This is a genomic window from Govania unica, assembly GCF_027920805.1.
In the GTDB taxonomy this organism is placed as follows: Bacteria; Pseudomonadota; Alphaproteobacteria; order Sphingomonadales; family Govanellaceae; genus Govanella; species Govanella unica.
This window is the reverse complement of the sequence record NZ_JANWOI010000002.1, coordinates 25212-38833: the sequence shown is the minus strand read 5'-3', so window position 1 is coordinate 38833 and position 13622 is coordinate 25212. Positions and strand designations below refer to the sequence as shown.

Annotated in this window: 16 protein-coding genes; 2 read left to right on the top strand and 14 right to left on the bottom strand. The window is 60.5% G+C overall.

The features are described 5' to 3' along the window. Positions 1-45: 45 nt before the first annotated feature. The 4 genes from NYP16_RS05080 to NYP16_RS05065 all read right to left on the bottom strand — a co-directional run bounded on the left by NYP16_RS05080 (position 46) and on the right by NYP16_RS05065 (position 3791). Entirely contained in the window at positions 46-813 is a 768-nt protein-coding gene (locus tag NYP16_RS05080) for an FkbM family methyltransferase (RefSeq protein ID WP_274943036.1), read from the bottom strand. A 659-nt stretch (positions 814-1472) separates the two neighbouring features. Then, positions 1473-2747, bottom strand: coding sequence for a mechanosensitive ion channel family protein (locus NYP16_RS05075; protein WP_274943035.1), 1275 nt, complete (start codon positions 2745-2747; stop codon positions 1473-1475). A gap of 39 nt (positions 2748-2786) precedes the next feature. Beyond that, positions 2787-3236: a helix-turn-helix domain-containing protein gene (locus NYP16_RS05070; RefSeq protein ID WP_274943034.1), complete on the bottom strand. Its 450-nt coding sequence runs from the start codon at positions 3234-3236 to the stop codon at positions 2787-2789. 123 nt (positions 3237-3359) lie between these two features. Then, positions 3360-3791 (bottom strand): nucleoside deaminase, encoded by a 432-nt coding sequence (locus NYP16_RS05065; protein ID WP_346742483.1) that lies wholly within the window; start codon positions 3789-3791, stop codon positions 3360-3362. 113 nt (positions 3792-3904) lie between these two features. Between NYP16_RS05065 and NYP16_RS05060 the strand changes: the two genes are divergently transcribed. Beyond that, the gene (locus NYP16_RS05060) at positions 3905-5914 is read left to right on the top strand and encodes a pseudouridine synthase (protein ID WP_274943032.1); all 2010 of its coding nucleotides are present in this window, start codon (positions 3905-3907) and stop codon (positions 5912-5914) included. Next, the gene (gene rsmD / locus NYP16_RS05055; RefSeq protein WP_274943031.1) at positions 5914-6465 is read left to right on the top strand and encodes a 16S rRNA (guanine(966)-N(2))-methyltransferase RsmD; all 552 of its coding nucleotides are present in this window, start codon (positions 5914-5916) and stop codon (positions 6463-6465) included. Before NYP16_RS05060 ends, rsmD begins: the two co-directional genes overlap by 1 nt. Positions 6466-6549: 84 nt before the next feature. Here rsmD and NYP16_RS05050 read toward each other — a convergent pair whose 3' ends face one another. The 10 genes from NYP16_RS05050 to NYP16_RS05005 all read right to left on the bottom strand — a co-directional run bounded on the left by NYP16_RS05050 (position 6550) and on the right by NYP16_RS05005 (position 13613). Next, a complete protein-coding gene (locus NYP16_RS05050) occupies positions 6550-6768 on the bottom strand; it encodes a hypothetical protein (RefSeq protein ID WP_274943030.1) in 219 nt (72 codons plus the stop codon). A gap of 19 nt (positions 6769-6787) precedes the next feature. Further along, entirely contained in the window at positions 6788-7753 is a 966-nt protein-coding gene (locus tag NYP16_RS05045; RefSeq protein WP_274943029.1) for a M23 family metallopeptidase, read from the bottom strand. Positions 7754-7792: 39 nt separating this feature from the next. Continuing rightward, on the bottom strand, positions 7793-8449 hold the full coding sequence (locus NYP16_RS05040) for a protein-L-isoaspartate(D-aspartate) O-methyltransferase (protein ID WP_274943028.1): 657 nt from the start codon (positions 8447-8449) through the stop codon (positions 7793-7795). Positions 8450-8456: 7 nt separating this feature from the next. Next, on the bottom strand, positions 8457-9242 hold the full coding sequence (gene surE, locus NYP16_RS05035; protein ID WP_274943027.1) for a 5'/3'-nucleotidase SurE: 786 nt from the start codon (positions 9240-9242) through the stop codon (positions 8457-8459). Beyond that, the gene (gene serS, locus NYP16_RS05030) at positions 9235-10512 is read right to left on the bottom strand and encodes a serine--tRNA ligase (protein WP_274943026.1); all 1278 of its coding nucleotides are present in this window, start codon (positions 10510-10512) and stop codon (positions 9235-9237) included. Before serS ends, surE begins: the two co-directional genes overlap by 8 nt. A gap of 3 nt (positions 10513-10515) precedes the next feature. Beyond that, positions 10516-11331 carry a twin-arginine translocase subunit TatC gene (tatC, locus tag NYP16_RS05025; RefSeq protein WP_274943025.1) on the bottom strand — a complete coding sequence of 272 codons (816 nt, stop codon included), beginning with the start codon at positions 11329-11331 and terminating at the stop codon, positions 10516-10518. Beyond that, positions 11324-11728: a Sec-independent protein translocase protein TatB gene (tatB, locus tag NYP16_RS05020; protein WP_274943024.1), complete on the bottom strand. Its 405-nt coding sequence runs from the start codon at positions 11726-11728 to the stop codon at positions 11324-11326. Before tatB ends, tatC begins: the two co-directional genes overlap by 8 nt. A gap of 23 nt (positions 11729-11751) precedes the next feature. Next, positions 11752-11985, bottom strand: coding sequence for a twin-arginine translocase TatA/TatE family subunit (locus NYP16_RS05015; RefSeq protein WP_274943023.1), 234 nt, complete (start codon positions 11983-11985; stop codon positions 11752-11754). Positions 11986-12108: 123 nt separating this feature from the next. After that, positions 12109-12792, bottom strand: a complete 684-nt coding sequence (gene scpB / locus NYP16_RS05010; RefSeq protein WP_274943022.1) for an SMC-Scp complex subunit ScpB — start codon at positions 12790-12792, stop codon at positions 12109-12111. A 14-nt stretch (positions 12793-12806) separates the two neighbouring features. Continuing rightward, the gene (locus tag NYP16_RS05005; RefSeq protein WP_274943021.1) at positions 12807-13613 is read right to left on the bottom strand and encodes a segregation and condensation protein A; all 807 of its coding nucleotides are present in this window, start codon (positions 13611-13613) and stop codon (positions 12807-12809) included. Between the last annotated feature and the right edge of the window lie 9 nt (positions 13614-13622).

Here is a 13622-nt window from a genome sequence, read left to right as displayed (position 1 = left end):
TCTGAGTGCGACCTGCTGTGATATCCGCGCGCTTAGCGGCTGGCGTCACAGCATATCGGCACTGCGCCTTGAAAAGACCACATCAAACTGTTTGGTCGGCAGTTGCTTTATCTTTTCTGGCCTGGAAATCGCGTCGCCATCAATATAGGGCGCCAGACTGTAATCATTGAGAAGGTCATAAGCTTCGAATCCTGCGGCGGCAAAATCGTCAAACAGGCTTTCCCAGTCGCTATCCAGCCCCACATTTCCGACCTGTGAGATTTCCGCAATGATCTCCACCTCCGGGTGAAAACGGTCGATATTCTTCAGAATGTCCTTGAGAATCGGGGCTTCAGCGCCCTCCACATCGATCTTGATCAGTTTTGCGTTGCTTAATTCTTCTGGCGTCGCGATCGAGGTAAGGGGCGCACAGGGAACCTCAGCTTCAACATGGAATCCGCGCTTGGTCTGATGGCTGCGTTCGACCACGGTGGTCGAAGCTCCGATATTTTCCTTGCCTGCCTTATAGAGGGTGATGGTGCCTTCGTAATCGGTCACAGCGGCATGCACACTGCGGACAGTTTCGATCCGGTTGAGCTGCAGGTTGCCCACTAACAGATCGAAAATGGAGGGAGATGCATCTATCGCCAAGACTTTTCCCTGTTCCTGAACCAATTTCGCAGCCAGCAAGGAAAAATAGCCGATATTCGCCCCGATATCGATGAAGGTGTCGCCAGGCTTCAGTCTGCGCTTCAGAAAGGCAGTCAGGTTCGGCTCCCACTCTCCGAAATAGATGATATGCGACTGAATGAAATCCTGCGTGTAACATTTCATTTTCAATCCGGACTTTGTCGAAGCCACCAGATTGATATCGCGCCAGTTGATATAATCTCCGCACAGATTATCCCAAAGCCATCTTTTCCCAAAAACCCCTGGCGCGTAGCGCAGATAGTTCTTTGAACAAAGTAAAGCAACCCGGCCGACAGCATCTTTAATTTGCATCATGATGTCTTTCAAATATTGTCAAAGTTGCTTTTTCAGGAATTCGGCCCACGTCAGAAAGCCACCTCCCGGCATTAGGAATTCAGATATTTGCGAGTCTCGCAATCAGATCATTTGTTTTCATCTAAATCAACTAAATGTATGGAATATGCAATTATATTTAATCTAATGAATTGTATATAGTTATCGTCAGGAGTTAATGTAGGAATTGGGGAAGGGGCGGAGAGGAATCAGAAACTTGAACCCTGCCGCACGTGAGGCCGAAATTTCTCTGCGGCACCCGCAACGACTGGGGCTTGTGTAGGCGGAGACATGGATACGCGGGTCAAGCCCGCGTATGACAGGTTTTGTCACAACGGGATGACAGGTGCTGTTGCTGGTGGGTGACGGGTTTTGTCACAGACCGATGGCAGATTTGGCTGCCTTCGAAGACAGACTTTCCTCAAATGTCATGGCCGGGCTTGACCCGGCCATCCATCTATCCGCCCCGCTCAGTCCCCCGTCTCGTCCCGGCGGATCATGTGGATATCCCGGCGGGGTTTGGGGAAGTCGATCCCGGCCTCGTGGAATTTGTCCCAGACCTTGATCTGCACATCGCTTGCCACGTTACGGACGCCGTTGTGGGGGTCGGAAATCCAGATCCTGAGCTCAAGGATCAGCATGCTTTCGCCGAACTCCCGCACCAGGCATTTCACGGCCGGGTCGGCGAGCACGCGGGGCGTCTCAGACGCCGCCTCCAGCACCAGCCGCATCACATGATGCAGATCAGCGTCATAGGACACCGGAATCGGGATATGACGGCGCACCTTGGTGCTTGAGTAGGTCCAGTTGATCACCGGCTGGGTAATCATGTCCTCGTTCGGAATGAGATGCTCGCGGCCGTCACGAGTGATGACGGATGTGTAGCGTGCCGCAAGCTTGTTGATCCAACCATAGGTCTCCCCGACCTCGATCACGTCGCCCGGCTTGATGGAGCCATCGATCAGCAGGATCACGCCGCTGATCAGGTTCGACACCACTTTTTGCAAACCAAAACCAAGCCCGACGCCAACCGCGCCGCCGAGCACGGCAAGGGCTGTCAGATTGATGCCAAGGCTCGACATGGCGACCAGGAAGGCGACAGTGATCAGCACCACGCGCATGACCTTGCCCAAAAGCAATTGCGCCGATGGGGTCATAGTCGGAAAGCGGCTCAGACTTTGTTCGATGAGCCGCGAGACAAACAGTGCGATCCAGATCACCACGCCGAACGTCAAAACTGCGGTGATGATCATCAGTGCCGACAGACGGGTGGTGCCGACGCTGATATCCGCGCTATCCAGCAGGGCCACGATCGGATCAAGAAACCCCGACGTGCTGAGCGCCACAAGCAGCCAGGCCATCACCGCGAACAATTGCGCAAGGTCCGGGTTGCGGATGAACAGCGATGCCCCGCGGATCAGAACCCAGGCCAGCAACAGCCGCGCCAGAGGGCGCAGAACATAGACCGGGATATCGAGACCATTGAAAATAACAATGGCCCCGGCGGTGACCACCAACCAGACCAGCGGGAAAAGCAGGGGCTTCAGAACATGCACACTTTTATCAAGCGTCGGCGCCGCGCGCAGAAAGCGCCAGACCAGCGGCCGCAAGATCCGCCCCAGCAACAGGGCCAACAGCAAACCCGTAAGGGCGGCCACGATCTGCGCAAGCGTTTCCGGGGCCAGAGCCCAATGGCTGACCCCATCCAAGGCACCCTGGAAGCGGGCCTGAAACGGCGCAAACATAAGCTGTCCTCTCTGCGTAACGGAGCTTGGGGCAGATCGTTATTTGATCGCTTTGGTGAAACTTTCGATGCTGACGAGATGTTCGACCATGCCGGTGATCTGTTTGCGGCTTGAGGGGTTTTCAAGGCGGCTGAAATTCTGCACGAGGTCGATCACGTCCTGATCCATGACCCAGCTCGCCTGCGGCTGATCTCTCAACCCGTCGCGCGATTGACCGAGCGTATCATCGAGACCTTCGAGAAAATAACTGGTCGGAACATCAAGCGCGCGAGCGAAGGCGGCAAGTTTGCCGACTCCGATGCGGTTCACGCCCTTTTCATATTTCTGTATCTGTTGATAACGGCAACCGAGGGCGGTGGCCAGATCCTGCTGGTTCATGCCCCGCGCCTTGCGGCGTTCACGGATTCGCAGGCCGACAAAGATGTTGGCGTAGTCTTCTTGCTTACTGGTGAAATCCTCGTGGAAATCACTGTCGAGCGTCTCACTCATGCTGTGCCCCGCGCCAAAACCGCCTGTCAACGGCGGAAAGGCTAACGCAACTGTCCGGGCAAGTCAAAAGCATCGCCTTTAAGGACAGCGCCCAACTGCTTGAATATCATCAGGAAGACAAGGTCAGCGGCGGGCCGCGAAAAAATCCCTGAGCAGCCCTGCGGCGGCGCTTTCACCGATGCCGCCATAGACCTCCGGCCGGTGGTGGCAGGTGGGCTGCTGAAAAATACGCGCGCCATGCTCGACCCCGCCGCCCTTTACGTCGCTGGCAGCGAAATAGACCCGGCGGATGCGGGCGAAACTGATGGCCTGGGCGCACATGGCGCAGGGTTCGAGGGTCACATAGAGGTCGCACTCCATGAGCCGCTCGCTTTGAAGGAGTCGGGCTGCGGCACGAATAGCCAGCATTTCCGCATGGGCAGTCGGATCGCGATCCCCGAGTACCTGATTGCCTGCCCGCGTCAGAACACGCCCCAAAGCGTCCGTAATCACTGCGCCCACAGGCACTTCGCCGCGCGCGGCTGCGGCCGCCGCCTCACTCAAGGCAAGCTCCATGGGGCTATGAAACTGGATATCTTCGATCATGGCGCGGACGATGGCCTGCGCTTCCGCAGTGGTCAATGAGAATCGTCATTGCTCCCGCCCTCCGCTGGCCTTAGATTGCGCAGATGACAGACATATCAGAAAATGACACCCCCGAACTGCTCGCCGAAGACGCACCCCAGGGTGCCCAGCCCGGCGAGCGCATTGCCAAATTTCTGGCCCGCGCGGGAATTGCCTCCCGCCGCGAGATCGAGCGCATGATCGAGGACGGCCGCGTCACCCTGCATGGCAAGGTGATCACAACTCCGGCCACCATCGTCAGCTCGCCCGCGGGCCTGCTGGTGGACGGCCAGCCCGTGCGCAACGCCGCTCCGACCCAGATCTGGAAACTGCACAAGCCGGCCGGCATCGTCACCACCTCCTTCGACCCCGAAGGCCGCACAACGGTGTTCGACGTGCTGCCGAAACGCATGCCGCGGGTGATCACCGTGGGCCGTCTCGATCTCACCACCGAAGGCCTGCTGCTGCTGACCAATGATGGCGCGCTGGCCCGCTGGCTTGAACTGCCGCAGAATCAGGTGGTCCGGCGCTACCGGGTGCGCGTTTATGGCGCGATCCGTGAAACTGCGCTCGACGAGCTGCGCAAGGGCGCGACGGTCGAGGGCGTGCAGTATGGCCCGGTCGAAATCGAAATTGATAGTTCGAATACCGCCAATGCCTGGCTGACCGTCAGCCTGCGTGAAGGCAAGAATCGCGAAATCCGCAAACTGATGGAACATGCCGGGCTAACCGTGAACCGGCTGATCCGCACCGAATATGGACCGTTCAAGCTCAACAAGCTCGTGCGCGGCATGGTCGAACCGATTGCCGAGGACACCTTGCGGCGGTCGCTGCCGGGTTTTTTCGGGCTCAATGAAGCGGACCTGGGCGACGATCCGGGGGCTGGCTCGCGTCCGCAGACAAACCAGAATCGCGGTGCCTGGGCCCGCAACAAGCCCAAGGCCAACAAGCCCAACTCCAATAAAAAGCGCATCGCCGAAATCACCGGCGAAAAGCCTGCCGAGCGAGCCAAACCGCAAAAGCCCAAACGCCCGGTCAAGAACAGCCCCCTGCGCGCACCGCAAAAAAGGGCCGAGTCGCCAACCGACGAACGCAAAAGCTACGGCCCCCGGAGATCAGACGACCGCCCGGTGCGGGATCGCTCGTCCGAGGATCGTTCGGAAGGACGGCGGCCTCAAGGCAATCGTCCCGGTGGTGACCGGCCGTCCGGCGAACGCTCGTTTGGCGACAGGTCCGAAAATCGGCGGCCTCAGGGCAACCGTCCCGGTGGCGATCGCCCGTCCGGCGAACGCTCGTTCGGCGACAGGTCTGAAAATCGGCGGCCTCAAGGTGCCCGTCCCGGCGGTGACCGGCCGTCCGGTGAGCGCTCGTTCGGCGACAGGTCCGAAAATCGGCGGCCTCAGGGCAATCGTCCCGGTGGTGACCGGCCGTCCGGCGAACGTTCGTTCGGTGACAGGTCCGAAAATCGGCGGCCGCAGGGTGGCCGTCCCGGTGGCGACCGCCCGTCTGGCGAACGCTCGTTCGGCGACCGGTCCGAAAATCGGCGGCCGCAAGGTGGCCGTCCCGGTGGCGACCGGCCGTCTGGTGAACGCTCGTTCGGCGACAGATCCGAAAATCGGCGGCCTCAGGGCAATCGTCCCGGCGGTGATCGGCCATCCGGTGAACGCTCGTTCGGCGACAGGTCCGAAAATCGGCGACCGCAAGGTGGCCGTCCCGGTGGCGACCGCCCGTCCGGGGAACGCTCGTTTGGCGACAGGTCTGAAAATCGGCGGCCTCAGGGTGGCCGACCCGGTGGTGACCGGCCGTCCGGCGAACGCTCGTTTGGCGACAGATCCGAAAATCGGCGGCCGCAAGGTGGCCGTCCCGGTGGGGATCGGCCGTCCGGCGAACGCTCGTTTGGCGACAGATCTGAAAATCGGCGGCCGCAGGGTGGCCGTCCCGGCGGTGATCGTCCGTCCGGGGATCGCCCTGAAGGCAAGCGCCCCGCTGGCAATCGTCCGACGGGCAACAAACCTTCGGGCGGGCCGCGTCCGTCTGGTGGCCGGCCATCCGGAGCACCGCGAGGCAAGCGCTGATGCGGGTGATCGCCGGACGCCTGCGCGGTCGTAAACTGACGCCACCCGCCGATCAGCGGGTGCGTCCGACCTCCGACCGCCTGCGTGAGACGCTGTTCAATATGCTGGCCCATGGCGTCGATCTCGAATTTGACGGCGCGCTGGTGGCGGATTTTTTCGCCGGTACCGGCGCGCTCGGCATCGAGGCCCTGTCACGCGGGGCCAAGGCTGCGGTGTTCATGGACCTGGAGAGGGCGTCGCTCGATCTGCTGCAACGCAATCTTCAGGATCTTGGGCTCACAAGCGTGACCCGCATCCTGCGCGGCGACGCCCGCAGCCTGCCGCGCGCCACCGCCCCCGTCGATTGCATTTTTCTCGATCCACCCTATGGGCAAAATCTGATCCCGCCGGTGATTGAAGCAGCGCAAAACCAGGGCTGGCTCAAGCCGGGCTGCGTCATTGTGATGGAAACCGCGGTAGGTGAGGACCTACCCCTGCCCGGCTGGCTTGAGATCCTCAAGGACCGTAACGTTGGCGGCAGCCGGTTGGTGATTGCTGAGGTCGGGGTATAGGTGGACACCGGCAATCCAACTTCTCGATCCCCACAGTTGTGAGGCCTGGTCTATGGTCCAGCGGCCCTCACGGATTTCAGATTGTCATTGCGAGGCGGAGCCGAAGCAATCCAGTCTCGCTGACCGATGGCCGCCGCCGAAGATCTGGATCGCCGCGCCGCTTTCGCGGCTCGCGATGACGGCTGAGAGTGGGACAGCCGATTGATGGTCGCCGGGATTGGCATCTAAAGAATGGATGACCGGGTCAAGCCCGGTCATGACAATTTCGGTAAGTGAAAACATGTCATTGCCGGGCGTGGACACCGGCAATCCAACTTCTCGATCACCCCGGCAGTTGTGAGGCCGGATCAATTGTGCGGCGGCCCTGGCGGATTTCGAAATGGAGTTGGGGGGTGGTGACATTGCCGGTTGCGCCGATGCGGCCGAGGGGTTGGCCTCGGGTGATGGTGTCGCCGCGTTTGACCAGCAGTTCCTCGGCATGGGCATAGGCGGTGATCCAGCCGTCGCCGTGGCGCAGCAGGATGAGATTGCCGTAGGCCTTGATGTCACTGCCGGCATAGACCACGACCCCGGCGTCGGCGGCTTTGAAAAGGCTGCCTGCCGGACGCTCGATATTGATGCCGTCGTTGTGCAGGCCGTGCGGTTTGGGGCCGTAGCTTGAGAGAATGCGCCCGCGTGCTGGCCAATCGAAGCCGCTTGTGGGCAAAGCTGGCATAATGGCGGCCGTGGTCGCGGGCGTCGGTAAAGCAACGGCCGGATCAGCAACCACGACCGTCCTCTGCGGCGGCAAAGCCGTCACCGCCTGCACGACCGGCGCTTGCGGTTGCGCGCCCGGCAGCACCAGGCGTTGCCCGAGATTGACCTGATAGGGCGACTTCAGCCCGTTGACCTGGGCGAGCGTCGCGAGGTCGACGCCGTAAGTCCTTGAGATGCCATAGCCGGTCTCGCCCTTCTGCACGATATGAACGGTTTCCGCCGGAATGCGCAGGCGTTGGCCGACGATGAGCGTATAAGGCGGCTCCAACCCATTGGCGCGGATGATGGCCTGCAGGTCGGCCTTGTTCCGCCGCGAGATGGCGAACAGAGTATCCCCGGCCGCCACCGTAACCAGATTGGATGGGGTAGCTGACGGAACCGCCGCGACAGATGTCACGGTCGACGCGCGCGTCGTCTGGGGGCGCGGTTTGGGAAAGGGCACCGGCACCGGCGAATTGCGCACGTCCCAGCTGGTGCGGCCGTCACGATCGGGGCCTCCGCTGCCGCATCCGGACAACAGGGTTACCAACATCAGCAGGCCCCATTTATGATGCGCCCCCGCCATGCCCGCTCAGACCTCGCGGGCCACGCCCGCCACCAGCGGTACGAAGCGTGTCACCATGAGATCTTCGCGCAGGATGCCCGTCGACGTCTTGCGCACCCGCACGATCATCTGTTCGGCGCTTTCGGGGCCGATCGGGCCGACCAGCACGCCGTCATCCTTCAATTGATCGACCAGCGCCTCGGGCACTTCGGGGGCGGCGGCGGTCATCAGGATGCGATCGAACGGAGCCTGTTCCTGCCAGCCCTTGGAGCCGTCAGCGAAGCGCGTGGTGATGTTATGAATATTAAGGGTGGCAAAGCGCATCTCGGCGTCACGAATAAGGGTACGGTAGCGTTCGATCGTATAAACCCTGCGGCACAACCGGGCGAGCACCGCCGCCTGATAGCCCGAGCCGGTGCCGATTTCGAGCACCTTCATGCGCGGCCCGAGATCGAGCAACTGCGTCATATAGGCGACGATATAGGGCTGGCTGATGGTCTGGCCGCTGGCGATGGGCAGCGCCGCATTTTCATAGGCGCGGTTGCGAAACAGGGGCGGCACGAAAACCTCTCGCGGCATGGTCTCGATAATCGACAAAATCTTGTGATCGATGCCGCCGCTTCTGAGTTCCATCACCAGCGCGATTTTTTGCGCGCTGTCGCCATCCATGTCGCTGTGGGCCATTGTCTCCTCAAAACTTCTTTTCAAGCGCTTGCGCGAGACCGGCCAGGGCGCGGTCTTGCGTCAGATCGAGATGCAGCGGCGTGACGGAAATATAGCCGTCGCGCACCGCCCGAAGATCGATGCCCGCGTCTGGATTGCCGTAATTGCGGCGAAAGCCGAACCAGTAATAGGGAAAGCCGCGTGCGTCCTCGCGCTTGTCAATCACAAGCTCGGACTCGTCACGGAAGCCCTGCCGCGTGACCTCGATGCCTTTGACATCATCTGGGGCAACACCGGGGAAATTGACATTGATGAGCACGTCCTTGCCCCAGCCCGCCCTCAGAAGATCCCGCACGAGCGCCGGGCCATGCTGCACCGCCGTCGCGAAATGTTCGGGCGTCGCATGACGTCCCACCACCTGACTGAAGGCGATGGACGGAATGCCGCAAAGCAAGCCTTCCATAGCCCCGGCGATGGTTCCCGAATAGGTCACGTCCTCGGCAAGATTGGCGCCGCGATTGACGCCCGACAGCAAAAGCGTGGGCTTTTGCTCCCCCATCAGCTCATGCACGGCGAGCATCACGCAGTCGGTGGGCGTGCCCTGCACCGCATAATGGCGGGGCGCGATTTCCCGCACGCGGAGCGGCTGGCTCAGGGTCAGTCCGTGGCTTGCGCCGCTTTGCTCAAGCTCGGGGGCGACGATCCAGATGTCGTCGCTCAAACTCCGTGCAATGCCCTCAAGCACTTTGAGCCCATGGGCGTTCACACCGTCGTCATTGGTGAGCAAAATGCGGTGATGGGCAAACTCAGACATCTTTGCTGATGACCTCAAGGCCGTTCATATAGGGCCGCAGCACCTCGGGCACGCGGATGCTGCCGTCGGCCTGCTGATAATTTTCCAGCACCGCCACAAGCGTCCGCCCGACCGCAAGGCCGGAGCCGTTCAGGGTATGGATAAAGCGAGTGTCCTTGGCCCCCGCCGGACGATAGCGCGTCTTCATGCGCCGGGCCTGGAAATCGCCGAAATGCGAGCAGCTGGAAATTTCGCGATAGACGCCCTGCCCGGGCAACCAGACTTCAAGATCAAAGGTGCGGCAGGCCGAAAAGCCGATATCGCCAGTGCAGAGTTCAAGCACGCGATAGGGAAGCTCAAGCCGTTTCAGCACTTCTTCGGCGCAACCGGTCAGGCGCTCATGCTCGGCGGCGGCCTGTTCGGGGGTGGTGAGGCTGACGATTTCCACCTTCATGAACTGATGCTGGCGGATCATGCCGCGCGTGTCCTTGCCCGCTGCCCCGGCTTCGGACCGGAAACAGGGCGTGAGCGCGGCATAGCGGAGCGGCAGCTTGTCTTCGTCCAGGATTTCATCCATGTGCTGATTGGTCAGCGTCACCTCGGCCGTCGGGATGAGCGAAAAGCCGTTGGTGGTGCGGAAGAAATCATCGGCGAATTTCGGCAGCTGGCCGGTGCCGAACATGGCTTCGTCACGCACGAGGATCGGCGTGGCCATTTCGCGATAGCCGTGGCTGTCGGTATGAAGGTCGATCATGAAGGCGCCAAGCGCCCGTTCGAGCCGGGCAAGCGCACCGGACAGCACCACGAAACGCGAGCCTGAGAGCTTGGCGGCACGGTCGAAATGCATCTGACCGAGCGCCTCGCCGAGATCGAAATGCTCGCGCGGAGTAAAATCGAACTCACGTGGGGTGCCGAACCGGCGGGTTTCCACATTGCCGCTTTCATCCGCGCCGTCCGGGGTTTCGTCGGCTGGGATATTGGGCAGCCGAGCCAATTGATCCTCAAGCTCGGTGGCGAGGGTGCGCTCGGCCTCCTCAAGCTCCGGCAGACGGGCTTTGAGAGTGGCGACTTCGGCCATCACCGCGTCGGCATTCTCGCCTTTTTTCTTCAGCTCCCCGATCTGGCGGGAAGCGTCGTTGCGGCGCGCCAGCAAGCCCTGGATTTCGGTCTGAAGCGCCCGGCGCTTTTCGTCGATGGCCAGCAATCCGGCGCTCATGGGGGCCAGTCCCCGGCGCTCCCAGCCCTGATCAAAAACCTGCGGATTGTCGCGTAACGCTTTGATGTCAATCATTGTCTATTCGTTTCTTGTGTCGAGTGTTGTGTCTGAAAGATCTGCCGCATTACGATCCGCCTTTCGGCGGCGTTCGGTCACGCGAATGATCAGGATAGAAATTTCATAAAGCGCCATCATGCAAAGCCCAAGGCCGATCTGGCTGAGCGGATCGGGCGGCGTGACGATGGCGGCCACAACAAAAATGCCAAGAATGGCATAGCGCCGTTTTTCCACCAGATCATCGGCCGACAGGATTCCGGCACGGCCGAGCAGCACCAGCACCACCGGCATCTCGAAACTGAAGCCGAAAGCGAACATCAGGGTCATGACGAGCGACAGATATTCATTGACCTTGGGCTGCAATTCAATAGCCATGCCGCCATGTTCGGCGGGGGTCTCGAAGCTCAGGAAAAAATGCCAGGCGGCGGGCATGATGAAATAATAAACGAAGGCCGCGCCCATGATGAACAACACCGGCGTCGCCAGCAGAAAGGGCAGAAAGGCCCGGCGCTCGTTCTTGTAAAGTCCGGGGGCGACGAATTTCCAGATCTGATTGGCCACCAGCGGAAAGGACACCACCATGGAGGCGAAGAACGCCACCTTCACATGGGTGAAAAATCCTTCGGTCATGCTGGTATAGATCATGTGCCGATCGACCCGTCCGGCCAGCGCATCGGCCAGCGGGCGGGTGAGGAACTGGTAAATCTCGTTCGAAAAATAATAACAAACGAAAAATGTCAGCACGACCCCCCATAGGGAGCGGATCAGCCGGGCCCTCAGTTCGATCAAATGCTCAAGAAGCGGCGCTTTGCTGTCTTCCAGCCCCTGGTCATTCACCGCTGCGTTTCCCGTTTTCTGGATCTGCGGCCGCACTCTCTTGAGGCTCCGCCGTTACAGTTTTCTGCGGTTCCGCCGTTTCGGTTTTCACCGGCTCGGCCACATCCTCCCCTTCCGGAGACGGCGGCACATAGGCCCCTGTGGTCGGATCAATATAAGCCTCAAGTCGCTTACGCGGATCGAAGTTCGAAACATGGTGTATGGATTTCTTCACCTCGTCGATTTCGGCTTCCTCGATCAGATCATTGACGCCTGCTTTCAGCTCGTCAGCGAGACTGCGCGCCTTGCGCAGCATTTGCGCCGAGGCACGCAAAACCTTTGGCAGGTCCTTCGGACCCACCACCACCACGGCCACAACTCCTATGACCAGAAGCTCACTCCAACCGACATCGAACATTCAGGATCTCGATCTTTCAAAGCTCAATGCGTTTTGGCGTCGTCGTTGCTCTTGGGCTTTGCGGCCTCGACGCGCTCTTCGGTGATGGTGCGCGGCTTATCATCGCGGACATCCTCGTCTTCGTCCTGCAGTCCCTTCTTGAAGCTGCGAATGCCCTTGGCCACGTCGCCCATGACGTCGGAAATCCTGCCGCGTCCAAACAACAGGACAAACAACAAGCCCACGATCATGATATGCCAGAAACTTAACCCGCCCATTATCCGCTCCGTCCTGAAACTCGTGTAAAGCATGGGGACACGTCATCGCGCCCCATAAAAATGCCCGCGCAGTGTCGCAAAAACCACCCGTTCCCGCAATGACGAAGGCTCGGGCGGACCCTGTTAGTGCCCGGTCTCCCCGGATGTCTGATCTTCAGCGGAGTCCGCATCCTGATCCTCGTCTCCGGTTTCCGCGTCGTCTTCCGGCTCAAAGCCAGGGAACACGGGTTCTTCGTCTTCAGTATCGTCCTCTGTGGACTGCAAATCCAGCACCCCGAGGTTCACATGATCGAGAAGACCGGCGGCGCGCAATTCCTCGATCCCCGGCAGGTCCTTCACTGTTTCGAGACCGAAATGAACCAGAAAATCCTCAGTCGTGCCATACATCAAGGGCCGGCCCGGGACTTTACGGCGGCCGCGCGGACGCACCCAGCCGGCTTCCATCAGCACATCGACGGTGCCTTTGCTGAGCGATACGCCGCGAATATCCTCGATCTCGGCCCGGGTGACCGGCTGCTGATAGGCGATGATGGCAAGGGTTTCGACCGCTGCGCGTGACAGTTTGCGCGGTTCCTCGACCTCTTTCCGCAGCAGAAAAGCAAGATCGGGGGCGGTGCGGAACAGCCATTTGCCGCCGACTTCCACCAGATTGACACCGCGCGGGGCGTAATGGGCCTGCAACTCCTGCAACAAAGCGCCGGCGTCCACATCTTCGGGCAGACGGCTTTGGAGGTCATGTTCGCTCAGGGGGGCGGCTGAGGCAAACAGCAGGGCCTCAACAGTTCGCAAATACTCGTGCAGCGCCATGACGGTCCGGTCCCTTATGAATGCTCTGGCAGATCGCCGCGCGAGCGCAGATAGAGCGGCCCATAAGCCTGCCCCTGCCGCAGATCGAGCTTGCCCTGCCGGGTCAGTTCGAGCGCCGCGACAAACATGCTGGCTGCGGCCGAGCGCCGCGTCCGCTGATCGCCAATAAATTCCGGCAGAAAGCCGTCAAGCGCCGTCCAGTCGACCGCATGCCCGACCATGCGGGCCAGCCGTTCGAGCGCCGCTTCAAGTGAAAACACATTGGCGCGCGGGATCTTCATCTCGATGACCCGGGTGCGCGCCGTATAGTCAGCATAGGCTTTGAGAAGCTCATAGAGCGTCACGTCATAAAGCGCCGTGCGGCTGATGCTGATGCCTTCGGGGCGGCCGCGCGTGAACACATCGCGGCCGATGCGGTCCTTGGCCATCAGACGTGCCGCCGCCTCCCGCATGGCTTCAAGGCGGGCAAGCCGATGGGCGAGCTTGGCCGCCATTTCCTCGGCCGAGGGTTCTTCCTCTTCCTCGATCGGCAACAGCAGGCGCGATTTAAGATAAGCAAGCCAGGCCGCCATCACCAGATAATCAGCTGCGAGTTCCAGACGCACTTTGCGCGCGGCGGCAATGAACAGCAGATATTGCTCGACCAGCGCCAGAATGGAAATTTGTTTGAGATCGACCTTCTGGGTCCGCGCGAGCGACAGCAGGACATCGAGCGGGCCTTCGAAGCCGTCGATGTCGATGACCAGACGCTCAATATCCTCCTCACCGCTTGGAAGCGGCGGGACTTGATCTGGCAAAATATCTGCGCTGTCGTCGCTCATCTGGTCAGC

What these genes read in the sequence shown, in the direction of transcription:
- NYP16_RS05080 (WP_274943036.1), bottom strand. Translation starts at nt 813, where the DNA reads ATGAAATGTTACACGCAGGATTTCATTCAGTCGCATATCATCTATTTC.
- NYP16_RS05075 (WP_274943035.1), bottom strand. Translation starts at nt 2,747, where the DNA reads ATGTTTGCGCCGTTTCAGGCCCGCTTCCAGGGTGCCTTGGATGGGGTC.
- NYP16_RS05070 (WP_274943034.1), bottom strand. Translation starts at nt 3,236, where the DNA reads ATGAGTGAGACGCTCGACAGTGATTTCCACGAGGATTTCACCAGTAAG.
- NYP16_RS05065 (WP_346742483.1), bottom strand. Translation starts at nt 3,791, where the DNA reads ATGGAGCTTGCCTTGAGTGAGGCGGCGGCCGCAGCCGCGCGCGGCGAA.
- NYP16_RS05060 (WP_274943032.1), top strand. Translation starts at nt 3,905, where the DNA reads ATGACAGACATATCAGAAAATGACACCCCCGAACTGCTCGCCGAAGAC.
- rsmD (WP_274943031.1), top strand. Translation starts at nt 5,914, where the DNA reads ATGCGGGTGATCGCCGGACGCCTGCGCGGTCGTAAACTGACGCCACCC.
- NYP16_RS05045 (WP_274943029.1), bottom strand. Translation starts at nt 7,753, where the DNA reads ATGTTGGTAACCCTGTTGTCCGGATGCGGCAGCGGAGGCCCCGATCGT.
- NYP16_RS05040 (WP_274943028.1), bottom strand. Translation starts at nt 8,449, where the DNA reads ATGGCCCACAGCGACATGGATGGCGACAGCGCGCAAAAAATCGCGCTG.
- surE (WP_274943027.1), bottom strand. Translation starts at nt 9,242, where the DNA reads ATGTCTGAGTTTGCCCATCACCGCATTTTGCTCACCAATGACGACGGT.
- serS (WP_274943026.1), bottom strand. Translation starts at nt 10,512, where the DNA reads ATGATTGACATCAAAGCGTTACGCGACAATCCGCAGGTTTTTGATCAG.
- tatB (WP_274943024.1), bottom strand. Translation starts at nt 11,728, where the DNA reads ATGTTCGATGTCGGTTGGAGTGAGCTTCTGGTCATAGGAGTTGTGGCC.
- NYP16_RS05015 (WP_274943023.1), bottom strand. Translation starts at nt 11,985, where the DNA reads ATGGGCGGGTTAAGTTTCTGGCATATCATGATCGTGGGCTTGTTGTTT.
- scpB (WP_274943022.1), bottom strand. Translation starts at nt 12,792, where the DNA reads ATGGCGCTGCACGAGTATTTGCGAACTGTTGAGGCCCTGCTGTTTGCC.
- NYP16_RS05005 (WP_274943021.1), bottom strand. Translation starts at nt 13,613, where the DNA reads ATGAGCGACGACAGCGCAGATATTTTGCCAGATCAAGTCCCGCCGCTT.